This is a genomic window from Brachybacterium sp. B718/18 (assembly GCF_055454375.1).
This window is the reverse complement of the sequence record NZ_JBVDDO010000002.1, coordinates 300,068-325,651: the sequence shown is the minus strand read 5'-3', so window position 1 is coordinate 325,651 and position 25,584 is coordinate 300,068. Positions and strand designations below refer to the sequence as shown.

Annotated in this window: 27 protein-coding genes and 1 tRNA gene; 11 read left to right on the top strand and 17 right to left on the bottom strand. The window is 73.7% G+C overall.

What is annotated here, in order from left to right; translation table 11 throughout:
* Window positions 1-90: 90 nt before the first annotated feature.
* Window positions 91-915: a hypothetical protein gene (locus tag ACZCAH_RS05395; RefSeq protein ID WP_464340093.1), complete on the bottom strand. Its 825-nt coding sequence runs from the start codon at window positions 913-915 to the stop codon at window positions 91-93.
* A complete protein-coding gene (locus ACZCAH_RS05390; protein WP_464340092.1) occupies window positions 912-1,172 on the bottom strand; it encodes a hypothetical protein in 261 nt (86 codons plus the stop codon). The genes ACZCAH_RS05395 and ACZCAH_RS05390 overlap by 4 nt, the downstream gene beginning before the upstream one ends.
* Window positions 1,173-1,266: 94 nt before the next feature.
* Here ACZCAH_RS05390 and ACZCAH_RS05385 point away from each other — a divergent pair, with 94 nt between their 5' ends.
* Window positions 1,267-2,637 (top strand): serine/threonine-protein kinase, encoded by a 1,371-nt coding sequence (locus tag ACZCAH_RS05385; RefSeq protein WP_464340091.1) that lies wholly within the window; start codon window positions 1,267-1,269, stop codon window positions 2,635-2,637.
* Here ACZCAH_RS05385 and ACZCAH_RS05380 read toward each other — a convergent pair.
* From ACZCAH_RS05380 to ACZCAH_RS05365, 4 genes are read right to left on the bottom strand one after another with little or no spacing between them, the layout of a single operon-like run.
* Window positions 2,622-4,115, bottom strand: coding sequence for a serine hydrolase domain-containing protein (locus ACZCAH_RS05380; RefSeq protein WP_464340090.1), 1,494 nt, complete (start codon window positions 4,113-4,115; stop codon window positions 2,622-2,624). The two genes, ACZCAH_RS05385 and ACZCAH_RS05380, sit on opposite strands and share 16 nt — an antisense overlap.
* Before the next feature lie 9 nt (window positions 4,116-4,124).
* Window positions 4,125-4,772 carry an SWIM zinc finger family protein gene (locus ACZCAH_RS05375; protein WP_464340089.1) on the bottom strand — a complete coding sequence of 216 codons (648 nt, stop codon included), beginning with the start codon at window positions 4,770-4,772 and terminating at the stop codon, window positions 4,125-4,127.
* Complete coding sequence (locus ACZCAH_RS05370; RefSeq protein ID WP_464340088.1) at window positions 4,769-7,849, bottom strand: DEAD/DEAH box helicase; 3,081 nt, start codon at window positions 7,847-7,849, stop codon at window positions 4,769-4,771. The genes ACZCAH_RS05375 and ACZCAH_RS05370 overlap by 4 nt, the downstream gene beginning before the upstream one ends.
* On the bottom strand, window positions 7,810-9,279 hold the full coding sequence (locus ACZCAH_RS05365; RefSeq protein WP_464340087.1) for a MinD/ParA family ATP-binding protein: 1,470 nt from the start codon (window positions 9,277-9,279) through the stop codon (window positions 7,810-7,812). Before ACZCAH_RS05365 ends, ACZCAH_RS05370 begins: the two co-directional genes overlap by 40 nt.
* A gap of 100 nt (window positions 9,280-9,379) precedes the next feature.
* Here ACZCAH_RS05365 and ACZCAH_RS05360 point away from each other — a divergent pair, with 100 nt between their 5' ends.
* Window positions 9,380-9,931 (top strand): hypothetical protein, encoded by a 552-nt coding sequence (locus ACZCAH_RS05360; protein ID WP_464340086.1) that lies wholly within the window; start codon window positions 9,380-9,382, stop codon window positions 9,929-9,931.
* Between the two features lie 339 nt (window positions 9,932-10,270).
* Here ACZCAH_RS05360 and ACZCAH_RS05355 read toward each other — a convergent pair whose 3' ends face one another.
* The 3 genes from ACZCAH_RS05355 to upp form a co-directional block, all read right to left on the bottom strand.
* Window positions 10,271-10,993, bottom strand: a complete 723-nt coding sequence (locus tag ACZCAH_RS05355) for a winged helix-turn-helix domain-containing protein (RefSeq protein WP_329745620.1) — start codon at window positions 10,991-10,993, stop codon at window positions 10,271-10,273.
* A 328-nt stretch (window positions 10,994-11,321) separates the two neighbouring features.
* Window positions 11,322-11,609 (bottom strand): DUF1540 domain-containing protein, encoded by a 288-nt coding sequence (locus ACZCAH_RS05350; RefSeq protein ID WP_464340085.1) that lies wholly within the window; start codon window positions 11,607-11,609, stop codon window positions 11,322-11,324.
* Between the two features lie 143 nt (window positions 11,610-11,752).
* On the bottom strand, window positions 11,753-12,391 hold the full coding sequence (gene upp / locus ACZCAH_RS05345; RefSeq protein ID WP_329745618.1) for a uracil phosphoribosyltransferase: 639 nt from the start codon (window positions 12,389-12,391) through the stop codon (window positions 11,753-11,755).
* Window positions 12,392-12,428: 37 nt separating this feature from the next.
* Here upp and ACZCAH_RS05340 point away from each other — a divergent pair, with 37 nt between their 5' ends.
* Together ACZCAH_RS05340 and tadA are read left to right on the top strand one after the other, a co-directional pair.
* On the top strand, window positions 12,429-12,992 hold the full coding sequence (locus tag ACZCAH_RS05340) for a dihydrofolate reductase family protein (RefSeq protein WP_464340084.1): 564 nt from the start codon (window positions 12,429-12,431) through the stop codon (window positions 12,990-12,992).
* On the top strand, window positions 12,989-13,462 hold the full coding sequence (gene tadA / locus ACZCAH_RS05335) for a tRNA adenosine(34) deaminase TadA (RefSeq protein ID WP_464340083.1): 474 nt from the start codon (window positions 12,989-12,991) through the stop codon (window positions 13,460-13,462). The genes ACZCAH_RS05340 and tadA overlap by 4 nt, the downstream gene beginning before the upstream one ends.
* 13 nt (window positions 13,463-13,475) lie before the next feature.
* Here the strand turns inward: tadA and ACZCAH_RS05330 are convergent, their stop codons facing one another.
* From ACZCAH_RS05330 to ACZCAH_RS05320, 3 genes are read right to left on the bottom strand one after another with little or no spacing between them, the layout of a single operon-like run.
* Window positions 13,476-14,099: a response regulator transcription factor gene (locus ACZCAH_RS05330; RefSeq protein WP_464340082.1), complete on the bottom strand. Its 624-nt coding sequence runs from the start codon at window positions 14,097-14,099 to the stop codon at window positions 13,476-13,478.
* Window positions 14,096-15,262 (bottom strand): sensor histidine kinase, encoded by a 1,167-nt coding sequence (locus tag ACZCAH_RS05325; protein WP_464340081.1) that lies wholly within the window; start codon window positions 15,260-15,262, stop codon window positions 14,096-14,098. The genes ACZCAH_RS05330 and ACZCAH_RS05325 overlap by 4 nt, the downstream gene beginning before the upstream one ends.
* Before the next feature lie 43 nt (window positions 15,263-15,305).
* On the bottom strand, window positions 15,306-15,830 hold the full coding sequence (locus ACZCAH_RS05320) for a hypothetical protein (RefSeq protein ID WP_464340080.1): 525 nt from the start codon (window positions 15,828-15,830) through the stop codon (window positions 15,306-15,308).
* A 172-nt stretch (window positions 15,831-16,002) separates the two neighbouring features.
* Between ACZCAH_RS05320 and ACZCAH_RS05315 the strand changes: the two genes are divergently transcribed.
* Genes ACZCAH_RS05315 through ACZCAH_RS05305 form a run of 3 tightly spaced genes read left to right on the top strand, consistent with a single transcriptional unit; the run spans window position 16,003 to window position 18,581 of the window.
* A complete protein-coding gene (locus tag ACZCAH_RS05315; protein WP_464340079.1) occupies window positions 16,003-17,019 on the top strand; it encodes a methionine ABC transporter ATP-binding protein in 1,017 nt (338 codons plus the stop codon).
* The gene (locus tag ACZCAH_RS05310; protein WP_329750280.1) at window positions 17,016-17,717 is read left to right on the top strand and encodes a methionine ABC transporter permease; all 702 of its coding nucleotides are present in this window, start codon (window positions 17,016-17,018) and stop codon (window positions 17,715-17,717) included. The genes ACZCAH_RS05315 and ACZCAH_RS05310 overlap by 4 nt, the downstream gene beginning before the upstream one ends.
* 24 nt (window positions 17,718-17,741) lie before the next feature.
* Window positions 17,742-18,581 (top strand): MetQ/NlpA family ABC transporter substrate-binding protein, encoded by an 840-nt coding sequence (locus ACZCAH_RS05305; RefSeq protein WP_464340078.1) that lies wholly within the window; start codon window positions 17,742-17,744, stop codon window positions 18,579-18,581.
* On the opposite strand, the gene ACZCAH_RS05300 is transcribed toward ACZCAH_RS05305, so the two are convergent.
* The gene (locus ACZCAH_RS05300; RefSeq protein WP_464340077.1) at window positions 18,565-20,688 is read right to left on the bottom strand and encodes a S9 family peptidase; all 2,124 of its coding nucleotides are present in this window, start codon (window positions 20,686-20,688) and stop codon (window positions 18,565-18,567) included. The genes ACZCAH_RS05305 and ACZCAH_RS05300 overlap by 17 nt on opposite strands.
* Window positions 20,689-20,722: 34 nt before the next feature.
* On the opposite strand from ACZCAH_RS05300, the gene ACZCAH_RS05295 reads away from it, so the two are divergent.
* Together ACZCAH_RS05295 and ACZCAH_RS05290 are read left to right on the top strand one after the other, a co-directional pair.
* On the top strand, window positions 20,723-21,481 hold the full coding sequence (locus ACZCAH_RS05295; protein WP_464340076.1) for a universal stress protein: 759 nt from the start codon (window positions 20,723-20,725) through the stop codon (window positions 21,479-21,481).
* Window positions 21,482-21,545: 64 nt separating this feature from the next.
* Window positions 21,546-21,632, top strand: a tRNA-Ser gene (locus ACZCAH_RS05290).
* 47 nt (window positions 21,633-21,679) lie between these two features.
* Here the strand turns inward: ACZCAH_RS05290 and ACZCAH_RS05285 are convergent.
* Complete coding sequence (locus tag ACZCAH_RS05285) at window positions 21,680-21,952, bottom strand: HPr family phosphocarrier protein (RefSeq protein WP_464340075.1); 273 nt, start codon at window positions 21,950-21,952, stop codon at window positions 21,680-21,682.
* 131 nt (window positions 21,953-22,083) lie between these two features.
* Entirely contained in the window at window positions 22,084-22,836 is a 753-nt protein-coding gene (locus ACZCAH_RS05280) for a hypothetical protein (RefSeq protein ID WP_464340074.1), read from the bottom strand.
* 38 nt (window positions 22,837-22,874) lie between these two features.
* Here ACZCAH_RS05280 and ACZCAH_RS05275 point away from each other — a divergent pair, with 38 nt between their 5' ends.
* Together ACZCAH_RS05275 and ACZCAH_RS05270 are read left to right on the top strand one after the other, a co-directional pair.
* Window positions 22,875-23,549, top strand: coding sequence for a TetR/AcrR family transcriptional regulator (locus ACZCAH_RS05275; RefSeq protein ID WP_464340073.1), 675 nt, complete (start codon window positions 22,875-22,877; stop codon window positions 23,547-23,549).
* Entirely contained in the window at window positions 23,549-24,232 is a 684-nt protein-coding gene (locus ACZCAH_RS05270) for a hypothetical protein (RefSeq protein ID WP_329745604.1), read from the top strand. Before ACZCAH_RS05275 ends, ACZCAH_RS05270 begins: the two co-directional genes overlap by 1 nt.
* A 4-nt stretch (window positions 24,233-24,236) precedes the next feature.
* On the opposite strand, the gene ACZCAH_RS05265 is transcribed toward ACZCAH_RS05270, so the two are convergent.
* Window positions 24,237-24,671: a SufE family protein gene (locus ACZCAH_RS05265; RefSeq protein WP_464340072.1), complete on the bottom strand. Its 435-nt coding sequence runs from the start codon at window positions 24,669-24,671 to the stop codon at window positions 24,237-24,239.
* The gene (locus ACZCAH_RS05260; protein WP_464340071.1) at window positions 24,668-25,573 is read right to left on the bottom strand and encodes a sulfurtransferase; all 906 of its coding nucleotides are present in this window, start codon (window positions 25,571-25,573) and stop codon (window positions 24,668-24,670) included. The genes ACZCAH_RS05265 and ACZCAH_RS05260 overlap by 4 nt, the downstream gene beginning before the upstream one ends.
* Window positions 25,574-25,584 lie beyond the last annotated feature (11 nt).

The window sequence follows — 25,584 nt, the reverse complement described above, 5'->3', positions numbered from 1 at the left end:
GTGCGTGGTCATCGCACACTAGGCAGGACGGCTGTCCGCAGGGCGTGGCGAAAGTGAGCGCGCGGCCACGTCGAGGTGAACAGCGCGTGCTCAGCCGCAGAGGACGTTCGTGGACTCGTCGCCCTCGAGCGCCGCGGACTCCTCGTCGGCGAGGTCCTCCGCGCCGAGGCGGGGGGAGGTGAGCACCAGCCGTTCCGTCTCCTCACGGGCGGAGACGTGCGCCTCGTCGTCCCCCAGGGCGGTGATCGTCAGCCCGTGGCTTTCCTGCATGGCGCACAGGTCCATCCCGTGCAGCGTGACCCGGAGGGACGCGGTGGGGATGGCGCCGTCGGCGTCCAGCTCCGCGCGGATCCCCACCCGGAAAGCGCAGACCCCGACCCGACGGCTCGCGGTCTCGACCGCCGTCCAGGCGATCGTCGCCCCGAGGAGCAGCAGCGGGATGCCCTCGGCCTCGCGACGGAACCAGGAGGAGCTGATCGCGGGGCTGCCGACGGTGCGGAACCCCTCGGCGGGACTGTGGGCGTAGTACAACCGCTCGGACGCGTCCCAGGCGACCTGCAGGTTGTCCTCCCAGTACGAGGGGGTCGCGGCGCGGATGTGCTCGTAGGCCTCGGCGTCCGGGAGGGTGCGCAGGGTCTCGGGGGAGAGGTAAGCCGCCTCGACGAAGCGCACCAGCTCCTCGCGCGCGGCCGTCAGATCGAGATCGTCGGCGCCCTCGACGTCCTGCGCCAGGAGATCGGCGGCCGAGCGCGAGTCCCACAGCTCCACCTCGAGCTCGGCGAGAGGGTCACGGGGCACCTCGGGGGAGGTCGCGACGCGCCCGGGGGAGCAGCCCGCCAGCAGGCCGGGGCCGAGGGCGCCCAGCGCGAGGAGGGCGCCCAGGTCCCGCCGCCGCGGGCCGCGGGCCGCGGTCATCGCAGGTCGGGCTCGGTGGTGTCGGCTCGGCCGGAGTCCGCGTCGAGGCGCCGACGGATCGAGGTGGCCCGCTCGCGGTCCCGGCGCACCGCCCGATCCACCAGGTCCTTCGTCGAATGGTCGGGGGAGTCCCGCTGGATAGCCGTCCACACCAGGAAGCCGATCGTGAGGACGACCAGCACCGCCAGCAGGATGCCCATCACCACCCAGGAGCCGGGGACGGGGTCCCAGAACGCGTCGCCCTCGAGCGGTGCCATCGGGTCCCCTCTCGCTCCGTCGGCCCGTGCCGTGCCCCTGCACGATCCACACCAGCATAACGAGGGCGTCCGCTCCGGTTATGCTGATCACGCTATGGCTGACGTTATTGTCGGGCGCTTCGCGCTGGTGGACCTGATCGCCAAGGGGGGATCCGGGTCCGTCTGGCGAGCCTGGGATCAGAAGACCCAGGAGATCTGCGCCGCGAAGGTGCTGCGGCAGCGGGACTCGGCGGACCTCATGCGCTTCGTGCGCGAGAAGGGCGTCAGCTTCGACCATCCCCACCTCCTGACCCCCTACGGCTGGGGCGCGGAGGACGAGCACGTCGTGATCGCCATGCCGCTGGTCTCCGGCGGCACCCTCGAGTCCGTGGTCAAGCGGCGCGGGAAGCTCGGCGAGCCCGCGACCGTGGTCATCCTCGACCAGCTCCTCGACGGCCTTGCCCATGTGCACGCCGAGGGCTGGATCCACCGCGACGTGAAGCCCGCGAACATCATGTTCGAGGCCCGCGGGCGCGCCCGCCCGGTCTCCCGCCTGGCGGACTTCGGGATCGCCGTGCACGAGAGCGATGTGCGCTTCACCCACGTCGGCATGGTCAACGGCACGCCCGGCTACATGGCTCCCGAGCTGTTCTCCATGGCGGAGCCCGCGCCCTCGCACGATCTGTACGCGGCGGGCGTGGTCGCGCTGGTCGCCCTCAACGGTCCGATCAAGCTGCATGACGGCGCCTTCCGGCCCGATGAGCTGAACCAGTACCTGCGCGGGGTGACCCCGAAGCTGTCGGCCGTGATCCGGCGCCTGCTCGCCCCGCAGCCGGAGGACCGCTACCAGGACGCGAACGCCGTGCGCCGGGACCTGCCGCGCGTGCCCCCGACCTATCCGCTCACCCATGCGGACGGCGCGCCGCTGGAACTCACCGACACCCTCGACCCCCTGCCTGCGGACGCCCCAGGCGCCCGCCGCCCCGAGCGTCCCGCCCCGACCGTCCACCCCGCCTCCCTCGAGGCGATCCGTGCGGGCCAGGTGCAGCAGGGCTTCTCCTCGGGATCCGCCTCCCCGCAGACGGGGCCGCAGTGGGCACAGCCCGTGCAGCCCGGGCAGCCCGGGCCGCAGCACTTCGCCCCCACCTACACCCAGTCCTATACCCAGTCGGGACCCGGCACGGTCACGGGTCCGGGCGCACCCGGCCGCCGCTCGACCTACATGGCCGTCGGCCTCGGCGTCGTCGCGGCCGTGGTGCTCGGCATCATCGTGGCGGTCTCCCTGCTGGTGATCTTCCCGCCCGGCTCCGCCGCAGGCCCTGGGGGCGGAGCGACCAGCGACATCGACTCCGCCTTCGCCCAGGTCGAGGCGGGGCAGCCGTGCACGGCGGAGGACCTCGGGGTGATCGGCCTGACCGCCGAGGGCGAGTACCTCTCGTGTGAGGCCAGCGAGACCGCCACCGACGGCGGCTACGCCTTCGGCTGAGCCCCGGGCGTCGGCGCCGCGACCGCGGTGGTCTCGAGCTGCTGCACGAGCGCCTCGCGGCGCGGGTCCATGAGCAGATCGATGCGCAGCGCGGTCCCCTCGACCGCGCCTGGCACGCTCCAGCGCAGCTGCGCGGGCGTCAGCACCTCGGCGTCCCCGACCTGCAGCGAGCGCAGGTCCGCGGCGCTCAGGCCGGTCCGTTCGAGAGCGGCGGCGGCTCGGCGGCGCCGCTCGTCCCGCGGGGCGTCGAGATCCATGGTGTCGGCGAACCAGCGCTCGGCCTGCTCCTCGGGGCCGCCCGCGAGCCAATCGAGCATCGCCGTGGCCGCCTGCGCCGTGCGCGGCGCGGGCACGGGGACCCGCGGGGCGAGCAGCTGCGGGACCTCGGCGTGCAGCAGGCGCAGGGCCTGCATCGACAGCGCGGTGGCGGGGGCGTACTTCGAGTTCGCGAGCATGGTCACGCCCACTCCGGAGTCGCGGTGCCACACCATGAACGATCCGTAGCCGGGGTAGCCGCCCGAATGGGAGATCACCGTGCCCAGGTCCGGGAACTGCTCGATGACCAGCCCGAAGCCGTAGCCGCGGACCCGGTCGAAGCCGCCGTCCCGCGCGGGCAGCGACTGGTGGCGGTGGATCTGCTGCATCTCGCGGCGGGAGGCGAGGGACAGCGGACCGCCCTCCTCCGCGGCGGCGAGGAAGCGCACCCAGGCGGCCACGTCGTCGACGGTCGAGAACAGCCCGGCCATCGCCCCGTACACGCCGGGGGAGTCCAGCGGCACGGGCTCGAAGCGGCTCGCGTCGGCGCGATCGGCGACGCGGTGCCCCGTCGCGAGGCGCGAGCCGTCGATCTCCGCGGCGGACCACCCCGTGTCGGTGAGCCCCAGCGGGTCCAGGAAGCGACGACGGATCTCCGCGGTGTAGTCCGAGCCGGTGACCTCGTCGATCACCCGGCCCAGCAGGGCGTAGCCGGTGTTGGAGTACTCGAAGGCGGTGCCGGGGCGGTGGGCGGCGCCGAGCCCGCCGGCGAGCGCGGCCGCGAACTGCTCGCGGGTGAGGGACTCCTGGCGATCGCCCCAGGGGTTGTCGGTGACCAGGCCCGCGCTCATGGTGAGCAGCAGCCGCAGCGTGATCTCCGGATCCCCGGGGACCTGCTCGAAGGCGCCGGCGGCCTCGGGCACGTGCAGGGCGACGGGATCGTCGAGCCGCAGGGAACCCTCGTCGCGCAGGGCGAGGACGGTCGCGGCGGTGAAGGACTTCGTCATCGAGGCGATGCGGGAGACCGTGCCGCGGTCCATGGGGGCCGAGCCCGGGGCGGGCGCGCCCCCGCGCAGCTCGCGATGCCCGGCGGCGCCGTGGGCCAGCACCGCCTCCTCGTGGGCATGGCCGCCGATCAGCGCCCAGCTCACCCCCGCGGTGCGTGACTCGGCGACGGCCTCCTCGACGAGGGCGGACAGGGCGGCGACGGCGTTCTCGAGCATGTTCCGAGCCTATGCCCGGTAGAAGGCGGCGATCACCGCGGCCGGACCCTCCCCGATCGCCGCGGCGAGCACGGCCGGGTCCGCGCGCGCGGGGTCCAGCGGGCGCTCCGGGGCGGGCTCGGCCGACGGGGCGGGGGCCACGAGCTCCTCGAGCGCGAGGCCGCGCAGGGTCAGCAGCTCCGCGGGCCGGGCGTCGACCGCCTCCACGAGCACGTAGAGCAGGGCGGCGACATGGCGGCACGGTCCGGGCCAGTCGAGGCAGGAGCAGTCGTGGCTCAGCTCGGAGGCGCCGCGGGGGAGCAGGGACACCTCGTGCTCCGCGAGCTCCTTCTCGATCTGCTGCGGGTACTCGCCCGCGGCGAGCCGGGCGGGCAGCTCCGGGTGGGCGCGCGCCACGGCCAGCAGCGCCTCGCGGTCCGGGCCCGGCAGCACCGGCACGTCGAGCCGCGCCTGGTAGAGCGCGCCGTCGGCGTCCAGCACGTTCCCGCGGACCGCGCCGGGGGAGACGTCCAGCCACTGCACCTTCCCGGCGCGGGCGTCGGCCTTCCCGGCGCCGGCCCGGCCGAGGCCCAGCAGCGCCTCGGCCGCCTCCCGCAGGGCGACGGCCTGCCAGGCGGTGCCGATCGCGCCGCGGCGGGAGATCAGGCGGATGCTCATGGGCGCTCCTCCTCGGACAGGGACAGCAGGCGCTCGAGGGAGCGGGGGTCGAGGTCCGCGAGCCAGTCCTCGCCGCTCGTGGACACCGACCGGTCGGCGAGGGCCTGCTTGTCGGCGAGGACGGCGTCGATGCGCTCCTCGACGGTGCCGGCGCTGACCAGCTTGTGCACGGTCACGTCGCGACGCTGGCCGATGCGGAAGGCCCGGTCGGTGGCCTGGTTCTCGACCGCGGGGTTCCACCAGCGGTCGAGGTGGATCACGTGGTTCGCGGCGGTGAGGGTGAGCCCCGTGCCGCCCGCGCGCAGGCTCAGCAGCATCACCCCGGGCCGGTCCCGCTGCGCCTGGAACTCGGCGACCATCGCGTCGCGGTCCCGTTTGCTCACCCCGCCGTGCAGGAAGGGGACGCTCAGGGAGTGCTCGGCGAAGCGCTCCTCCCAGTAGGGCACGAGGAGCCGTCCGAAGCTCGTGAACTGGGTGAACACGAGCACCTTCTCGCCCTCGGCGAGGGCCGCGCCGAGCACGTCGTCGACCAGCTCGAGCTTTCCCGAGCGGTGCTCGCCCTCGCGCAGCAGCGCCGAGCCGTCGTCGAGGTAGTGGGCGGGGTGGTTGCACACCTGCTTGAGGCGGGTGATCGTCGAGACCACCTTCGCCCGGCGCGCGGCGTCCGAGGACCCGGAGGACCCGGAGGAGCCGGAGGACCCCTGCGCCGCCGCACTGCGGATCTCCGTCATCAGCTCGTCGACCAGGGCCTGATAGAGGCCGGCCTGCTCCGGGGTCAGGTTGACCACCTGGGTCAGCTCGACCTTCTCGGGCAGGTCCTGGATGATCGCGCGGTCGGTCTTGACGCGGCGCAGCACGAAGGGGCCGGTGACGAGCTTGAGCCGGGCGAGCGCGCTCTCGTCGCCCTCCTCCTCGATGGGGGTCGCGATCAGCTCGCGGAAGGCGACGGCGGGGCCCAGCAGCCCCGGGTTCACGACCTCCATGAGCGAGTGCAGGTCGCCGAGGCGGTTCTCGACCGGGGTGCCGGTCAGGGCGAGCCGGTGCGTCGCCCGCAGCGACCGGGCCGCCCGGGTGACCTGGGTGCCGGGGGTCTTCACGTGCTGCGCCTCGTCGAGCACGATCCGGTGCCAGGGCACCGCGGAGAGCACCGGCAGGTCGCGGGCCAGCAGCGAGTAGGTGGTGATCACGACGTCGAGGTCCGCGGCGCCGGCGATGAAGGACTCGTCCCGCACCCGGTCCCCGCCGTGGTGAACGTGGACCGCGAGGTGCGGGGCGAAGCGCGCGGCCTCCCGCTGCCACGCCCCGACCACCGACATGGGGCACACCAGCAGAGTGGGGCCGACCTGCGCGGTTCCGAAACCCTCCTCCCGTTCCCGGCACAGCAGCGACAGGACCTGCATCGTCTTGCCGAGGCCCATGTCGTCGGCGAGGATCCCGCCGAGGCCGAGCCGGTCCAGGGCCCACAGCCAGTCGAGGCCGTCCTGCTGGTAGGGGCGCAGGGTCGCGTCGAGGGTGGTGGGCGGCGGGAGGCTCGGGGCGCCGGGGCCGCCGGGCAGCAGATCCAGCAGCCCGGCGCCGGGGGAGCGGAGGAGTCGATCGATGCCGGCGTCGAGCTCGGCCGCCTCGGGGGAGAGCAGCTGCGCGAAGAGGTCGGTCCAGCGCGCTTCGCCCACCACCTCGAAGGGCGTCTCCGCCGATGCCTCACCTGTCGGCGCCGCGCGCACGAACTGCGGCGGCGGCGCCGTGCCCCGGCGCGCGAAGGCCTCGAGGAAGCGCTCGGCGGCGCGCAGCGTGGTCGGATCCAGGCGCACCCACTGGCCGCGCAGGGCGACCAGCTCGGACTGCGCCTCGCGGATCTGCTGCATCTCCTCCTCGGTGAGCTCCATGTCGCCCACCGCGACCCGCCAGCGGAAGGTCGCCATCGAGGAGAGCCCGACCCCGGAGCCCGACGCCTTCTGCTGCTGGTCGCCCTCCTCGGCGGTGGCCCGCACCACCGTGCGCTGGCGGGTCCAGTCCCGCGGCAGCAGCACCGTGACCCCGGCCTGCTCGAGGGCGGGGGTGTCCGCGGCGAGGAAGGCCCCGGCCTGCGCGGTGGTCAGCAGCCAGTCCACGCCGGTCTCGTCGACGGCGGCGTCCCGCACCGTCGGGGCGAGGCGCAGCACTTCGGCGGAGGCCTCCGCCGCGCCCGCCGCGCTCAGGTCGCCGACGGCGCGGAGATCGGCGACGGGATGCACCGTCCCGTCGGGCTCCCGCAGGCAGGTCTGCAGCGGCCAGGCCGCCCCGAGCGGCGGCTGGAACAGGCGCACCACCAGCTCCGACTCCGAGGAGCCGAGGCGTACCCCGGGCCGGGCGGAATCGACGAAGGCGTCGAAGGCGGCGGTGATGCGGCGCTGGGCAGGGACGTCGGCGCCCTGCAGCTCGGCGTCCTCGGCGAGGGCCCACAGCACGCCGTGCCGATCCTCCGCCGGGGCGGGGGCGGCCCGCAGGTGCTCGAGGAAGGCGGTGCGGGCCCGGGCGTCGACCAGGGCGTGCTCGAGCTCGGAGGCGTCCGGGTCGAGCGCCCGCCAGCGCAGCACGGGCCGGCCGAAGCGCTCCTCGGTGCGGACCCGCAGCGCGCGGGCCGCGACCGCTTCCCGGGCGCGGTCGTCCAGCAGCACGGCGCCGAGCAGCTCGGGCATGGCCACGAGCTCCTCGCCGAGCCGGGCGGCGGTGTGGTCTGCGACGAGATCGGGGAGCCGGTCCGCGAACCCCTCGCCGAGCCGCTCCCGCAGCGCGTGGGCGACGGCGCCGACGAGGGCCAGCAGGGCGGCGGGTTCGAGCGGCAGGGCGGGCACGCGGCGCTCGCCGGTCCGCACCCGGTGCCGGAGCCGATCGGGGGCGTGCTCGAGGACGCCCGCGAGCGGCCCCTCGCGCAGGGCGGAGAGGTCCTCGAGCGCGCGCGAACGGCCCGGACCGGTCTGCTCGCGCACCCACAGGGCGGGCCCGAGATCCGGGTCCAGCACCAGGTGCAGGCGGCGCAGCGGCATGCTCGCGGGGCTCAGAGCCCGTCGATGATGAGCGCGGTCGCGTCGAGCCACGCGTCCTTGGTGCGCGGGTGGATCCGGCCCCAGTCGAGGTGGGTGCCGTCCACGAACTGCTTCTCGTAGGGCACCTCGGTGACGGCGCGGGTATGCGCCCCGAAGTGCGCGAGCAGGCGGCTGCGCAGGGACGGGTCGAACTTGCCCTTGGCCGAGTGGGACAGGATCGTCACCGCGTTGTCGACCTGGCTCGCGAGGCCCGTGGCCCGCAGCTCGTCGATCATCCAGGCGGCGGCGTTGAAGGTGTCCTCGCGCACGGTCGAGATGATGACCAGCTGGTCGGCGCTGCGCACGGCCGCGAGCCAGTTCGAGGCGCGCACGTTGTTGCCGGTGTCGATGACCTTGATGCGGTAGAAGCGTGAGAGGGTCTCGTCGAGCTCGGCGAAGGCGCGCTCGTCGATCGAGGCCATCGAGCCCGGGTCCTCGTCCGAGGCGAGGATGTCGAAGCGCATCTCGCCCTGGGGGCGCACGTACGGGTCGAGGTCCGCGTTGGTGGCCGTCGGCGCCTGCAGGCGGTCGATGCCCCGCAGCAGGTCCACCACGGTGCGGTGATGATCGGTAGGCAGACCGCGCCAGCCCAGGGTGCCGCGGGTCTCGTTGTTGTCCCAGGCCAGCACGTTGCCGCCGCGGGTCACGCCGAGGGAGGCGGCGATCATCAGCGAGGCTGTGGTCTTGTGGGCGCCGCCCTTGAGGTTCACGACGGCGATGTTCCGCGGCCCGTCGAGCGGCCGACGGATCCGGTCCATCCGCTCGTTCTCCCGGCGCTCGGCGCGGCCGGGGCGCGGCGAGATCGCCCCGCCGGTCAGCTTGGTCACGAAGCCCGGGAAGCCCTTGGTGGCCTTGACCCGCGTCCGCTTCGCGGTCGAGGTCTGCAGGTCCTGCAGGGTCGGGCGGTTCGCGCCGTCCTCCACGCTGCGCGGCGGCAGCGGGCGCCGCTCGGGAGCGGGAGCGGGCAACGGGGCCGGGGAGGGCGAGGGGATCGGGGCGGGGGAGGGCGCGGGGGCCGGGGCCGGCGAGGCGGCGACGACGGGCAGGTCGTTGGTCGGCGGCTCGGGGGCGGAGGCGGCGCTCGCCCGACGGCGACCGGCGCGGTGGGTGCGCACGGCCGCGTCGAGACCCGAGAGGTCGGCGGTGTCGTCCTGCGGCAGCGGGGCGAGCAGCGGGGCGTCGAGCGCCGGGCCGTGCACGGGCCGCTCGTCGGCGGTGCGCGGGGCGATCCGCCCGGTGGGCTCGACGCGCAGGTGGTGGCGCACGTCCGGCTCGACGATCACCACGTCGAGCGACTCGCCACCGTCGCGGGCCGCCCGGATGAACGCCTGCTTGATCCGGTCGCGGACTTCAGCGAGGTCGGCTCCGGTGACCTCGACGGTGTCCTCGGCGAGGTGCACCGTGGCGGTGGTGTCGGAGGTGATCCGCGCCTGCGCGATCATCGATGTCCCTTCACGTGCTCGACGCCGACCGGCCGCCCTGGGGAGCCGGACGGCATGGTCCGGGGCCAACTCTACTGGGGGCCGGGAGCAACGTGGGCGCGTGCGCGCCGCCCTGCTCTCCTCGCCTGCTCGGCCGGATGCCGACGGTGACGTGCGACGGATCACGGACGGGCGGGTCGACCGGGTGGTCGGCGAGGAGCGGACGGCCGAGGCGATCGAGGCGCGGCGCAACGTGCCCGGCGGTTTCCGGGTCGCCCGCCATGAGCCGGAGGCGGCCAAGGAGGCGCTGGTCGGGGAACGGCCGATCGCGCGGCTGCGCACGGCGCACCTGGTGAGCGACGGGGTGACGCGGCTGATCGACCTCCTCGGTGCGTTGGACGCCGTCTCCCTGACCCGGGCGCTGGAGCGCGACCCCGGCGCCGTGTTCACCGATCTGCGTGCGCGGGAGCGGGCCGTGCCGCCCGCGGAGGGACCCGGAAGACCCATGACGACGCGACCGTGCTGTCCATCTCATGGCCTCCTCCTTTGGTCTGATCATGACCATGTCATGAGGATCTCCCCACGCAGACGTGGCGAAGAATTTCCTGCATGTCACCTGCGAGAACACGGAGTGTCGCGGCGTTTACAGGACCGGCCGAAAGGCCTAGACTGAGGGTGCGCCGATCGAGCGGTGGGCATCAGAACGCCCGCGAGTGAGGCGCATGACGGTTGGGGCCCGTCCCCCTCCGAGGCTGGTACAGTTCCGGCAGTTGAAAACTTGAGAGATGTGCCGTTCCTCAAGACCCCCCTCATGGGGAGCGGCCGGACGGGCACCGTGCCAGGTTCCCCCACCTATGGCAGCCCGTCCAGCCTGTTCGCCCGCACCCACCCCTGACGGTCGACAGGCCTGACGAGCGGTCCGTGAGCCCCCGACATTGTCGGTTGAGAGCTCCGGGCCGCTCGTCCTTTCTGTGCGGCCAGTGCAGGGCGGCTCGATCGGCTCGATCGTCCGTCAGGACAGGATCGCGACGTCGCTGCCCGGGTCGAGGCGGTAGCCGGAGCCGCGGACCGTCGAGATCAGGCGGCGGTACCGGCCGAGCTTCGTGCGCAGCCGCCGCACGTGCACGTCGACCGTGCGCTCGCCGGTCTCCGCGGGGGCGTCGGCCCACACCGTCTCCATGAGCTCCTCGCGGGTGACGATGCGCCGCGCGCCGCGGGCCAGCTGGGCCAGCAGCTCGAACTCCTTGTAGGTGAGGTCCACATCGCGGCCGTCGATCCGCACGCGGCGACCGAACAGGTCGATCACCAGCGAGTCCTCGGCGGCGAGCGAGGGGCTCGCGGGGCTCACGGCGGTGGCCTGCAGGGCCCGGCGGCGCGCGGCCTCCGCGTCCCGGCGCGCCGGGGAGTTGGGCGAGACCACGCCGGCGCGGCGCGGACGCAGCGGGCTCACGGCCGCGGCGCCCGCGGAGCGCGGCGGGAGCGCCCGCGAGGTGCGGCCGACGGGGCCGGTCGCGGCGAACGCGCGCGGGCTGTTGACCGAGACGGTGGTGCGGCCGTCACGGGCGGCGACCAGGCGCTGGGCGTGGCCGCGCAGCTCATCGGCCAGCAGGGCGGTTTCGATGTCGCCGGTCCCGGCGGGGAGGGTGACGCTGACGGTGATGGTGACCGCGTCCGCCGGGCGGACGGCGAGGGGACGAGCGGTCGGGGCGGTGGGGCGATCCAGGGTGATGGTCATGTGAGTCTCCGAGATGCGGCGCGGCCTGCGGCACGCGCGGCGGGCGGTGGGCCCGGGATCCCCGAGGGGGGAGTGCTCCCGGTGGCACCTGGAGCCCGCGCCTTCCGGCCGGCTCCTGTCAGCCGACCCCGGAGGTGTCTGGAGCGCTCAGAGGCTCGGCTGACGATGCATCATCGGCATCATCATCATGGACATCATCGCGCGCATGGCCGAGCGGACCACCCGGGGGGTGGTCTCGCGGAGCGCGGCGATCGAGGTCATGGGGCAGAGCCTGCCGCACCGGCGTCGGTGCGGCAAGAGGGTGTTCACATGGCGATACGCGGAGCCCTCAGCGGGCCTCGAAGGAGAGGCAGTCCGCGGCATCGGCCCCGGCGCCCATCCGCACGGAGTCGGCGGTGCACTCGAGGTCCCGGTTGTGCGCGCAGGCGGCGAGCTGGCAGGCGCCCACCTGGGTGACGACCTTGCTCAGCCCGCCCTTGACGTCCAGGGGGATGAAGGTGGCGCAGCTCGAGTCGCGGCCCACCGTCACGGCGAAGGCGCCGCAGGCGTGGTCGTGGTTGTAGGAGCAGCCGGCGACCGAGCACTCGGTCACGCGGGGCATCTCGACGGCGGTCATGGGGTCCTCCTCGACGTGCGGCCCCGAGCGGGGCCGGATGAGGAAAGACTACGAGGAATGCGAAATGCATTCCAGCAAGGACGGCCTTCGTGAATATCGTTCGGGCGGCGAATTCAAATACGCCGGCGTCGCGGAATTCGTCGTCAGTCGACCACGCCGAAGAGGCGGTCGCCCGCGTCGCCGAGGCCGGGCACGATGTAGCCCTTCTCGTTGAGCTTCTCGTCGATCGCGGCGGTCACGACGGTGAGGTCGATCGCGGGGTCCAGCTGCTCCTCGAGCGCCTTCAGCCCCTCGGGGGCGCACAGCAGGGTCACGCAGGTGATGTCCTTCGCGCCGCGCTCGTGGAGGTACTCGCACGAGGCGATGAGGGTGTGGCCGGTGGCGAGCATCGGGTCGAGCACGAAGCACTGGCGGCCCGAGAGGTCCTCCGGGAGGCGGTTCGCGTAGGTGGTGACCTCGAGGGTCTCCTCGTTGCGGACCATGCCCAGGAAGCCCACTTCGGCGGTGGGCAGCAGGCGCGTGAGCCCGTCGAGCATGCCGAGGCCCGCGCGGAGGATCGGGACGACCATGGGCTTGGGGTTCGTGAGCCGCGTGCCGGTCATCCCGGTCACGGGCGTCTCGATCCGCACCGGGGCGACGGCCACGTTGCGGGTCGCCTCGTAGGCCAGCAGGGTCACCAGCTCATCGGCGAGCTGACGGAACACCGAGGAATGGGTGTCGCGGTTGCGGAGCACCGTGAGCTTGTGGGCGACGAGCGGATGATCGATCTCGAGAACGCGCATGGGGCGAATCTACCGGAGGGCGCGGATACTGGCGGTCATGACGGTCTACCGCTACTACACCGCCACCACGCTCGACGGCTTCCTCGCCGATGAGCACGACAGCCTCGACTGGCTCCTCTCGCAGCCCACCGGCGAGCAGAGCATCCTTCCCTACGACGACTTCCTGGCCGGGATCGGCGCGATCGTCACCGGCCGCACCACGTACGACTGGGTGCTCGAGCACGAGCGCGTCGTCGACGGCGCCTGGGTCTACACCCAGCCCACGTTCCTGTTCACCCATCGTCCGCCCGCCGATCGGCGGGAGGGCGTCACCGCGGTCTCCGGCGCCCCCGCGGACCTCCGCGCCGCGCTCGAGGACGCGGCGGGCGCGAAGGACGTGTGGATCGTCGGCGGCGGGGACCTCGCCGCGGAGTTCGCCCGCGCCGGCATGCTCGACGAGGTCTTCGTCTCGATCGCCCCGGTCACCCTCGGGGCGGGCCGGCCCCTCCTCGGCGGGGCCTTCGATCTCGAGCTGCTGGAGCACGGCACCAACGGCGCCTTCCTCGAGGCGCGCTTCGCGGTGCGGGGGGAACGGGTTCGGGTCGAGGCGACGGCGCCGTGACCTCGCCCCGCACCGACGAGGAAACGATGGGCCTGGCTCTCGCCGAGGCCCGTGCCGCCGCCGACCGGGAGCCGGCCGATGTCCCCATCGGCGCCGTCGTCCTCGCGGAGGACGGCGCCGTGCTCGCGTCGGCCGGGAACCGCCGGGAGGCCGACGAGGACCCGACCGCGCACGCCGAGATCCTCGCCCTGCGGGCCGCGGCGCGCGCCACCGGGCGCTGGAACCTCTCCGGTGCCACCCTCGTCGTCACGCTCGAGCCGTGCACCATGTGCGCCGGGGCGATCGTGCTCTCGCGCGTGCAGCGGGTGGTCGTCGGCGCGATGGACCCCAAGGCCGGGGCCGCCGGCTCCCTCTACGACCTGGTGCGCGAGCCGCGGCTGAACCATCGCGTCGAGCTCACCACCGGGGTGCGGGAGCAGGAGTGCGGCGACCTGCTGCGGCAGTTCTTCCGCGCCCGTCGGCGGCGCTGATCCCCCTCGCCGCTCAGATCCAGCCCTGGCGGCGGGCGATCGCGGCGGCCTCGTGCCGGTTCGCGGCCTGGAGCTTCGCCTGGGCGCTCGAGAGGTAGTTGCGCACCGTGCCCTCCGCGAGATGGGCGCGGCGGGCGATCTGCTCGACGGGGGCACCGTCGGCCGCGTACTCGAGCACGTCCGCCTCGCGCGGGGTGAGCGGGGAGTCGCCCGAGGAGATCGTCTCCGCGGCGAGCTCCGGGTCGATCGCGCGGCGTCCGCCGGCGACCGCGCGCACCGCCGTCGCGAGCTGTTCGGCCGACGTCGTCTTCGGCAGGAAGCCGAGCACGCCCTGGGCGAGGGCGCGCTTGAGGTAGCCGGGTCGAGCGTGCGAGGTGAGGATCAGGCAGCGGGTCTCGGGGGAGAGCTCGCCGATCCGCTCGCACAGCTCGAGCCCGTCCCCGTCGGGCAGCTGCAGGTCGACGACCGCCACCTGCGGGGTCGCCTCCGCCACGAGGCACGCGCCCGCGGTCACGGAGTCGGCCTCCCCGACCACCTCGAGATCCTCCTCGAGGGACAGCATCGTCGCGAGCGCGGAGCGGATCAGGTGCTCGTCGTCCACGAGCACCACGCGCAGGGCGGTCGGGGCATCGGTCACGAGGGTCCTCCCGGGGTGTCGAAGCGGACGTCGAGGGTGAAGATCCCCCGTGCGCTGCCGGCGGTGAGCTGGGCCTGATCGCCGAGCCGCTCCCGCATCCCGGTCATCCCGCTGCCCTCGCGCACCGGGCCCTCCTCGGGGGCGCCGTCGTTGACGAGGGTGATCCCCTCCGGGGTCAGGGAGATCGAGACGGCCGACGAGTCGGCATGGCGCAGGATGTTCGTGCCGCCCTCGCGCAGCACCCAGGCGGCGGTGCCCCGGTGCCGGACCGGGACCTGCTCGGCGTCGCCCTCGATCGTGACCTCCACGTGCGCCGAGCGCAGCAGGGAGGCGGTGCCCTGCAGCTCGGTCGCGAGGTTCGCCTCGCGGTAGCCGCGCACCAGGGAGCGGATCTCGGCGAGGGAGGTACGGGCGATCTGCGCCGCTTCCCGCCCGTGCTCGGCGGCGCGGGGGTCGCCGCGCTCGGCGAGCTGGGCGACCAGCTCCGTCTTCACCGCGATGACGGACAGGTCGCGGCCGGTGACGTCGTGCAGGTCGCGGGCGAAGCGCAGCCGTTCCTCGGCGACCGCGAGCTGGGCCTGCGCCTCGCGGGCCTGGTCGAGCTCGCGCACCACCGCCCCCAGCCAGATCGACGGGCGCAGCGCGAAGGTGGCACCGCAGACCACGACCGCGAAGACCAGGAGGTCCGAGGGGATCACGCCGAGGGCCGCGAGCAGGAGCGCCACCATCAGCAGGCCGGCGGTCCACCGCCACGGCACCCGGAACAGGGTCCCGACGGCGAGGACCGCGCAGGACACCAGGAGCAGCAGGGCGGAGCCGCCCGGACCGAGGGCGACCGCCGCGAGCACGATCGGCGGCAGGGCGGTGGCCGCGAGCCAGCGCCGCCCTCCCCACAGCGCTCCCAGGCGCGGCAGGTCCCAGCGGCCCCGACCGGGGGTGGGCGGCGCGACCGCCCAGTCCCGCAGCGCCGCCCGGGCCGCCAGCACCGAGGTCACGGCCTGGACCAGCAGCACCAAGCCGAGCAGAGGGTGGTCGCGGAGCTCGGCGAAGGCCGCGGCGCCGAGCATGAGCAGCATCAGCACCGGCATCAGCGCGACCATCACGAGCACGGACCACAGCGTGTAGGCGTAGAAGATCGTCCACTGGCGTGCCCGTGCGCTCATTCTCAGCCCCTCCGTCCCTCGGAGCCTATCTGGGCTTTCGCGTTCACGCGGTCACGGAGGAGAGCACCCCGCCGAACAGGCCGAAGGCGAGTCCCCAGACGACGATCGACACGCCCATCCACAGGTACACGCGGCTCCTCGCGGCGCCGAGGGCGACGAGGGTGGGAGCGGTGATCTGGGAGGCGACGAGCAGCGGGCCCAGGAGGCACACGCCGGGCACGCCGTACCGGCCGAGCGCCGCGGCGACCTTGGTGCGGAAGCGGCCGCCGCCCGCCGCGGGGACGTCCGGCTCCCCGGGCGCCCCGGGCTCCCCGGCGCCGCGGCCGCGGAGCACGGCTCCCCGCGCCCGGCCCGCGAGCGCCGTCGCCGCGAAGGTCGCCACCAGGTTCCCGACCACGGCCGCGGGGATCGCGATCGCCGGGTGGATCCCCACGAGGATCCCCAGGAAGCTGCCGAGATAGGACTCGATGAAGGGGATCGCGCTGATGGGGATCAGGGCGAGAACCTGCTGCCAGGGCTCGAGGTCGGAGACGAGGGCGGTGAGCTGGGTGAAGAGGTCCTGGATCATGGCTCCACCCTCCCGGAGCCTCGGCCGACGCGGTAGGGCGCCCTCTCACGGTCCGGCCGTGACACCTGTCAGGTGACCCCGTGCACATACGTCGTCGCAGGTCTGTGAGCTTTGTTGCGTCAGATGACGAAGTGCTCCGCGACGAGCGGGGGCGGGTGCTTGACTTCCCAGTGTGATCACTCTCGACCGACTGACCAAGGTCTTCCCCGCTCCCGGCGGCGGAGACCCCGTCGTCGCGCTCGGCGGTATCGACCTCCACCTCGACGCGGGACGCATCCACGGCATCGTCGGCCGCTCCGGCGCCGGCAAGTCCACGCTCATCCGCTGCCTCACGGGCCTCGAGAAGCCCACCTCGGGGCGCGTGGAGGTCGACGGCACCGACGTGGCCGCCCTTGACGGTGCCGCGCTGCGCGCCGCCCGACGGAACATCGGCATGGTCTTCCAGCACGCGAACCTGCTGGACTCCCGCACGGCCGCCCAGAACATCGCCCACCCCCTGGAGATCGCGGGCGTGCCCCGCTCCGAGCGCGAGCGCCGCGTCGCCGAGCTGGTCGAACTCGTCGGCCTGACCGGCCGCGAGCACAACCACCCCGCGCAGCTCTCCGGCGGTCAGATCCAGCGCGTCGGCATCGCCCGCGGCCTCGCCGCCGAGCCGAAGGTGCTGCTGTGCGACGAGCCCACCAGCGCCCTCGACGGCGGGACCACCCGGCAGATCCTGAACCTGCTCGCCGACCTGCGCGAGCGCCTCGGCATCACGGTCGTGATCATCACCCACGAGATGGCCGTGGTGCGCGAGGTGTGCGACACCGTGACCCTGCTGCAGGACGGCAGGATCACCCAGACCGGCGACCTGATCGATGTCGCCGCCGACCCCCACGGCCCGCTCAGCGCCGAGCTGATCCCGCTGCCCCCGGCTCCGACGGGGATCGACGCCCTGGTCGTGAACTGCGACTACGGTGACTCCGAGCGCTTCCGCACGAGCGAGGACCTGATCCGGCTCGCCGAGTCCTACGAGGCCGAGGCGACCCTCGTCGCCGGGACCATCGAGACCATCGGCGGCCGCCAGGTGGGACGGGTCCAGCTCGCCCTGCGCAACCGCTCCGGCGCCCCGATCTCCCGCGAGGGCCTCGACTCCTATCTCGCCGAGCTCGCCGCGGCCGGCGTCGTCGCCACGGAGGTGACCGCATGATCGACACGCTCCAGGAATGGCTCTCCAACCCGCTGCTGGTCCGCTGGGACGGCGGTCCGTGGCAGGCCACCCTCGTCACCCTCTACATGACCGCCGTGACCATGGTGGCGACGGTCCTGATCGGTCTGCCGCTCGGGGTCGCGCTGTTCGAGACCGAGGGCTCCTCCTCGCCGGCCGTGCGGACCCTGAACCGGGTCGTCGGCTTCGTCGTCAACGTGCTGCGCTCCTTCCCCTTCTTCATCCTGATCATCGCGCTGATCCCGATCACCTCGGCGATCACGGGCCGCTCGACCGGCCCGAACGCGGCGATGATCGCCCTGACCATCGCGGCCGTCCCCTTCGCGGCGCGCCTTTTCGAGCTGAACCTGCGCGAGATCCCCGCGGGCAAGATCGAGGCCGTGCGGATGATGGGCGCGACGCGCTGGCAGGTGATCCGCCAGGTGCTCGTCCCCGAGGCGCTGCCCGGCATCATCGGCTCCATCACCACCACCACCATCGCCGTCATCGGCTACACCGCGATGGCCGGCTCGGTGAACTCCGGCGGCCTCGGCCAGCTCGCCTACAACCGCGGGTACACCGGCTACCAGACCGAGATCATCATCGTCACCGTGATCCTGCTGGTCCTCATCGTCATCGGAGTCCAGCTGATCGGCTCCCGTCTCGCCCGCGCGGTCGACCACCGCGCCCGCACCGCCTGACCCCCACCCCGCAAAGGAACCGCCATGTCCACGCTCTCGCGTCGCACCCTGTTCGCCTCGGGCGCCGGCCTCGCCGCGCTCACCCTCGCCGCCTGCGGCGGCTCCGACGAGGAGGCCCTGACCGAGGAGGGCGGCGTGACCACGATCCGCGTGGCCGCCACCCCGCTCCCGCACATGGAGATCCTCACCTTCGTCAGCGAGAACCTCGCCGAGGCCGCGGGCCTCGAGCTCGACCTGCAGGAGCAGACCGAGTACCCGATCCCGAACCGCCTGCTCTCCGAGGGCGAGGTGGACGCGAACTTCTTCCAGCACCTGCCCTACCTCGAAACCGAGATCGCCGAGAACGGCTACGAGCTGACCCCCTTCGCGGGCGTGCACATCGAGCCCCTGGGCATCTTCTCCGAGTCGCTGACCAGCCTCGACGAGATCGAGGAGGGGGCGGCCGTGGGCCTGCCCAACGATCCCACCAACCGCGGCCGCGCCCTCGCCCTGCTCGCCGACCAGGGCCTGCTCGCCCTCATGGACGGCATCGAGCCGACCGCCGCGACCATCGACGACATCGCCGAGAACCCCAAGAACCTCGATCTCCAGGAGATCGACGCCGCGCTCCTGCCGCGCACCCTGGGCGACTACGCCATCGCCGTGATCAACGGCAACTACGCCCTCGAGGCCGACCTCAGCCCCGCCGAGGACGCCCTCGCGCTCGAGTCCGGCGAGGACAACCCCTACGCCAACATGCTCGTCGTCCGCACCGCCGACAAGGACAACGCCGCGCTGAAGACGCTCGACGAGCTCCTCCACTCGGAGGACGTGCGCGCCTTCATCGAGGAGACCTACTCGGGCGCGGTCATCCCCGCGTTCTGATCGGCTCCGTCGCCGCGAGCTGGTCCAGCAGCCAGGCCAGCTCGTCGGCGCGCTGCTCCCACTTGCGGTAGCGGCCGGAGCGGCCGCCGTGCCCCGCGACCATCTCGCAGCGGAACACGATCGGCCGCTCCGCCGGGTCCGAGGTGACCGTCTCCCGCAGCCGGGCGACCCACTTGGCGGGCTCGACGAAGAACACGCGGGTGTCGTTGAGCGAGGTCGAGGCGAAGATCGCCGGGTACTCCGCCGCCCGGATGTTGTCGTAGGGCGTGTACTCCTTCATGTAGGCGTAGACCTCGGCGCTCTCGACGGGGTTGCCCCACTCCTCCCACTCGCCGACGGTCAGCGGCAGCGAAGGATCCAGGATGGTGGTCAGGGCGTCCACGAAGGGCACCCCGGCGATGATCGCCCGGAACCGCTCGGGGGCGAGGTTCGCGACCGCGCCCATCAGCAGACCGCCCGCGCTGCGACCCTCCGCGCCGAGCCGTGCGGGATCCACGAGCCCCGCCTCGACCAGATGCGCCGCCGCCGCGACGAAGTCGGTGAAGGAGTTCTTCTTCTCGAGCAGCTTCCCGTGGTCGTACCAGGCGCGGCCCATCTCGCCGCCGCCGCGCACGTGCGCGATCGCGACGACCACCCCCCGGTCCAGGAGCGAGAGGCGGGTCGGCACGAACGACGGGTCGATCGAGACCTCGTAGGAGCCGTAGCCGTACAGATAGCCGGGGGCCGTGCCGTCGGGGGCGACCTCGCGACGGGAGACGACGCTGAGCGGCACCCGGGTGCCGTCGGCGGCCGTGGCCCATTCACGGCGCTCGACGTAGAGCGAGGGGTCGTAGCCCGGTACCGGGGTGACGCGCAGGATCTCGGTGGTCCCGGCGGCGACGTCCCGCTCGGCGACGGTGGGCGGGGTGAGCAGGCTGGTGAGCTGGTAGCGCACCGTGGTCTGCTCCCAGCCGGGGTTGGTGTCCAGCTCGACGGTGTCCAGCTCGCCGCCGTGGGTGAGGTCCTCGGCGCTCTTCACGAGCAGCGAGCCGTCGGCCGCGCGGGGGATGAGCCGCACCGAGGCGAGGCCGCCGCTGCGCAGCTCGAGGGCGACGAAACCGGCGAAGGACTCCACCCCCAGGAGGCGCTCGCCCTCCCCGGCGGTCATCAGCCCGCGCCAGGCGGTGGGATCCTCGAGCGGCGCCTCGGCGAGGGCGAAGCCCTCCGCCCCGTCGTTGTGCACCACCAGCAGCCGGTCGCCCGCCCACTCGATCGCATAGTCCACCCCGTCGCGGCGGCCGCCCGCGGGGCGGGGCGGGGCGGTCGGGTCCTCGAGATCGACCAGCCAGGCCTCGGCGGTTGTCGACGAGGAGGACTGCAGCACGAGCGCGCGGCCGTCGCGCGAGCGCTCGAACCACACGGTGAAGCGCTCGTCGGACTCCTCGAGGACGAGCGCGTCGGTCGCGGGATCAGTGCCGATCCGGTGCCGCCACACCTGGTGCTGGCGCCAGGCGTCGTCGACCCGGGCGTAGAACAACCACTGCTGGTCCGCGGAGAAGGCGAGGCCGTAGCCGACCCCGGTCACCGCCTCGTCGAGGATCTCCCCGCTCGCGAGATCCTTGACGCGCACGGTGAAGCGCTCGTCGCCCGCGGTGTCCACGGCGTAGGCGAGCAGGTCGTGGTCGGGGGAGGGGACGAGGCCGCCGAGCGAGTAGAACTCGCTCCCGGCCGCCTCGGCCTGGGCGTCCAGCAGCACCTGCTCCCCGTCGAGCATCGTGCCCGGGGCGACCTCGGGCCGGGACCCGGCATCGCGCACCCGGGTGTAGCGGGGGTAGTCGTCGCCCGCGGTGGTGCGGGTGATGTACCACCAGTCGCCGCGGCGCACCGGCACCGACAGGTCCGTCTCCTGGGTGTGCCCGACGAACTCGGCGACCAGCGCCTCCCGCAGGGCGCCCAGATGCGCGGTGCGGGCGTCGGCGTAGGCGTTCTCCGCCTCGAGATGCGCGATGACCTCCGGGTCCTCCTTGTCGCGCAGCCACTCGTAGGGGTCTGCGACCACGTCGCCGTGGGCGTGGCGCTCCGTGGGGCGGCGGGAGGGACGGGGTGCATCGGGAAGGACTGAGGTCATGGGCGGGAGCCTACTGGCGGCGTACCCTGGGTGCATGAGCGTCAGCGACATCGTCGTCGGCTACGACGACACCCTCGCCTCCGCGGAGGCCGTGCGCTGGGCGGCGGATCTCGCCGCCGCCACCGGGACCCCGCTGCGGATCGTCCATGCCTGGTCGTGGCCGCTGCTGGGCGACGAGCTGACCGGCATGCCGACCTTCGCGGCCGCCGGTCCCCACAACCAGGCGCAGCGGCACATCGACGAGGTCGCCGACGAGGTCCGCTCGCACGTCGCCGGGCTGGAGGTGCGCGCCGAGCTGGTCCCGGGCGAGCCCCGCGAGGTCCTCTCGGAGATCGCCGCCGACGCGTCCCTGCTGGTGGTCGGCACCCGCGGCCTGGGCCGGGTGCTCGGCCTGCTGCTCGGATCGGTCAGTCGCGGGCTGCTGCACGAGACGGGCTGCCCGGTCGCGATCATCCGTTCGGCCGAGCATCGCGCCGGCCCCGTGCTGGTCGCCGTCGACGGATCGCCCGTGAGCGGCCGGGCCGAGCAGGCCGGCGCACGTCTCGCGGCCGCCTGGGGCGCCCCGCTGCGCCGCGTGCACGTCGCGGTCCCCGGTGCGGACCGCGGCGGGATCCCGGACGGGGTCGAGATCCTCCCGGCGCGGACCGTCCCGGACGGTCTGCTCGACGCGGCCGCGGGGTCGCGGGTGCTGGTGATGGGGCATCGGGGGGCCGACGAGACGGCCCTCGGCTCGGCGGCGCATGCGACGGTGCTGCACGGCGTGGGCAATGTCGTGGTGGTCCGCGGCGAGTGATCTGACTCGCCCGCGCCCGGCTCCGGTTTGAACAGGAGGTGGAGTGGCGGTTACGCTGTCCGGCGGTAGCGTGTCCGAGCGGCCGAAGGTGCATCACTCGAAATGATGTGTGGTGTCAAAGCCACCGCGGGTTCAAATCCCGCCGCTACCGCCCAGGTGATCGACGGGCCCCGGTGAGAACCGGGGCCCGTCGTCGTCTCACAGCTCGTCGTCGAGGTTCTTCGCCAGCAGCGCGGCGAGCGCGTCGAGCGACTCCTCGGCCCCCTCGCCCTCCGCGCGGAGCGTGACCTCCTCGCCGTGCCCGGCGTCCAGGGTGAGCAGCATGAGGATGCTCGAGGCCTTCACGGCGGCGGAGCCGGCGGTCTCGATCGTCACCTCGGCGTTCTGCTCGCTCGCGGCTTGGGAGAAGATCGCGGCGGGCCGGGCGTGGAGCCCGCTCGTGCTCGCGATCCTCACGGTACGTTCTGGCATCTCACGCGCCTTTCCGGTCGGTCGGACCCAGGGTAGCGCCCCCGTCCCGTCCCAGCGGACCCGGCTAATCGGACACCCGACCAGAAAAGCTATCTCGGTGGGCCCGCGAGCGGTGACAGTTCGTTCGTGCGTCAGGGGTGGCGCGGCGGGCCGAGGGTCTCGCGCCCAGCAGGGCTGAGGGCGAACCACGCGATCATGTCCCGCCCCGGGGTGCGCCCGCCGAGCCCTCCCCAGGTCCAGGCCACGTGCTCGAGGACGTCCACGAGCGGCAGCTCCCAGGCGCGGAACGCGCCGTCGACCACGAAGCCCGCCCGCAGCTCGCCCCGCGCGAGCATCCGGCCCAGCAGCAGCGGTCCCCGGACGGCGAACTCCTCGTCCTCGAGCGCCCCCGCCGCGGCGAGCACCTCGACGACCTGCCCGGGGTGGAAGGGGCCCTCCCGGCCCAGCTCCGCGAGGCGCTCCTCGATGCCGCTCGGCGTCGACCGCGAGAACTCGTCGATCCGCTCCGCCGTCGCGAAGCGCGGCGCGCCCGCCGCCACGGAGCGGGTCTCCCCGTCGTCGTCCACCGCGAGCAGCGCGCCGTAGGGGCCCTCGAGCGACCAGCGTGGCGCGGCGACGAGGCGGCCCCGGCCCTCCAGGGCGACCCACAGCTCCTGGCCGACGCCGATCCCCGCGCCCGTGATCCGTGCCCCCACGACCCGGCCGTCCCGCAGGCCCACCGGGTCGCCGTCCAGTCGCTGGATCCGGGCGTGCAGCACCGTCCCGCGTTCGGTCACGGTCCAGGTCCCGCGCGCCGCCACCCGCGTGTGCAGGACCGTCTGCCCGACGAGGCCCCGCAGCAGCGGGGGATCGGGCGGGATCGCGGAGGAGAGGAAGGATCGCACGCGACGCATCCTCTCCCACCCCCGCCTACCATGGGGCCATGACCGCCACAGAGGGCCGCGCCCCGGATCCGCGCCCCGCCAGGACCCGCGCCGCCATCTTCGCCGCCGCGCGCGATCTCACCGTGGCCGACGGCGAGATCACGGTGAACGCCCTCGCGAAGCGGGCCGGGGTGAGCCGCGCCGGCTTCTACAGCCACTTCTCGGGACTCGACGACCTCATGGGCGGCATGCTCGGCACCATGTTCGACCGGCAGCAGGAGCGAGGGCGCGAGCTCGCCGCGGCCGGCGGCACCACCCAGGAGATGGTCCAGGTCGCGGCCGCGACGATGGTCGCCTACGTCGCCCGGCACCACGCCTTCCTGCGCGGCGCCCTGGAGTGGAAGTTCTCCCACCGTACCTACCTGATCCTCGTCGGGACCCTCGCCGACCTGCACGTCGCCGCCCTCGACCGGATGGGCGACGTGGTCCCGCTGGACCTGCCCCACGAGCGGATCGGGCGCTACTTCGCGGGCGGCTCGCTCGACCTGCTGATCCAGTGGCTGGTCGAGACCGAGCCCATTGCGCGCGCCGGGGAGGACCTCGACCAGCAGCCCCTGCTCGAGGCGATCCTGCGGCTGCTCCCGAGCTGGTACACCGGCCTCGGTCCCGAGGACCCGATACCGCAGGACCTCGCGAGCACCGAGTTCCTCGACGAGCCGCCGGGCCGGGAGTGATGATGCGCCTGACCCCGCCCGCCTCCCCGCGGGACGCGATCCTCGCCGACGTCCGCGCGGTCGTCCCCGACCTGCCGCGGGGTGCCGACGCCGCCCAGGTGGTGCGCCGCGCCCACCGCCTCGTCCTCGATGCCGCGGTCGACGAGTTCGCCCGCGAGGGCACCGAACTGGTCGACCTCCCCGACGGCTGGGGTCGCGCCGAGCTGCTCGCGGCGGACGTCGCCGCGGACCCGGCCGTGCGCGCCGTCTTCGACCAGGTGGTCGCCTCGCTGGTGATCGCCCCGAGCACCCTCGCCCGGGACGACGCCCTGGCCCTGCGCGACGGGGACTACGCGGCCGATGCCTACGGCTTCTCGCTCGAGACCGCTGCGGATCTCGCCTCCTACCTCCTCTCGCGGGCCTGGGCGATGGCCCCCGGCGGCACCGAGGAGGACTTCCTGGCCCGTCAAGCGGAGCTGCTGCGCGGCGCCGTGCGCGATCGGCTCGAGCGCCTCGTGCGGGTCCCGCTCGAGCTGCGCACGGCGATCGCGCGGCACGAGCAGGTCGAGTCCAGCGCGCTCGCCGCGCGGCATCCCGCGCCGGCAGAGCCCGCCGAGCGGTTGGATCCGGCCGCGCTGCGTGTCGCCCGGCAGGAGCTGAGCCGCGCCGCCGCGACCCTGTGGCGGCTCAGGCGGCGCTCCTGACGGCCTAGAGGCCGGCCTTCTGGGCCAGCTGCCGCTTGATCCGGGCGAGCATGCCCGCCATGCCGTTCAGCCGCAGCGGGCTCACCACCTCGGCGAGACCCAGCTCGCTCGTGACCGTCTCCGGGGTCTCGAGGACCTCGCCGACGGTGCGGCCGTCGAGCGCCTCGGCGAGGATCGCCGCGAAGCCGCGCGTCGTGGGCGCCTCCGGCGGGGCGGAGAAGAACAGGCGCGCGGTGGCTCCGCTCCCGGTCCCCTCCACCTCGGTGATCAGGAAGATCGGGGACTGGCACTCGGGCACCGGTTCGAGCAGCTCGGGATGCTCCGCGTAGCGCTCGGGGAGGGCCGGGAGGGAGTTCGCGAACTCCAGCAGCAGCTGCAGCCGGTCCCGGCCGGTCAGCGCATGGAAGTCCTCGGCGATCTCGGCGAAGGCGGCGCTCATCGGGCCGGTGCCTCGCCCGGCTCGGTGCCGCGGGCCACGGGGACCCGCACGGCGTTGCCCCACTCGGTCCACGAGCCGTCGTAGTTGCGGACGTCCTCGAAGCCCAGCAGGTACCGCAGCACGAACCAGGTGTGGGAGGAGCGCTCGCCGATCCGGCAGTAGGCGATGACTGGCTGCGCGGCCTCGAAGCCGAGCTCGTCGCGGTAGATCGCCTCGAGGGCGGCGCGCGGCTTGAAGCGGCCGTCCTCGGCGGCGGCACGGGCCCACGGCACGGAGCGGGCGGTGGGGATGTGGCCGCCGCGGAGGGTGCCCTCCTGCGGGTACTCCGCCATGTGGGTGCGCTCGCCGGTGTACTCGGCGGGGGAGCGGACGTCGATCAGCTGCCCGCCGAGGAACCCCAGCACGTCCTCGCGGAAGGCGCGGATCGGGGCGTCGGCCCGCTCGATCACGGGGTACCCGGAGGTCGGCGCCGGCGTGCCCTCGTCGGAGGTGGTCATCTCGCGGCCCTCGGCCTGCCAGGCGGCCCGGCCGCCGTCGAGCAGGCGGACGTCGGGGTGGCCGAAGAGCTCGAGGACCCACAGGGCGTAGGCGGCCCACCAGTTCGACTTGTCGCCGTAGACGACCACCGTGGTGTCCCGGGTGATGCCGAGGCGGTCCATGAGCGCGGCGAAACCCTCGCCGTCGACGTAGTCGCGGGAGACGGGGTCGTTGAGGTCGAGATGCCAGTCGACCTTCACGGCGCCGGGCACGTGGCCGGTCTCGTACAGCAGCACGTCCTCGTCGGACTCGACGACCACGAGCCCGTCGGCACCGAGGTTCTCGGCGAGCCACGCGGTGGTCACGAGCTTCTCGGGGTGGGCGTACTCCTGCAGGGCGGGAGTCGGATCGACGGGAACGGCCACGGCGGGGCCTC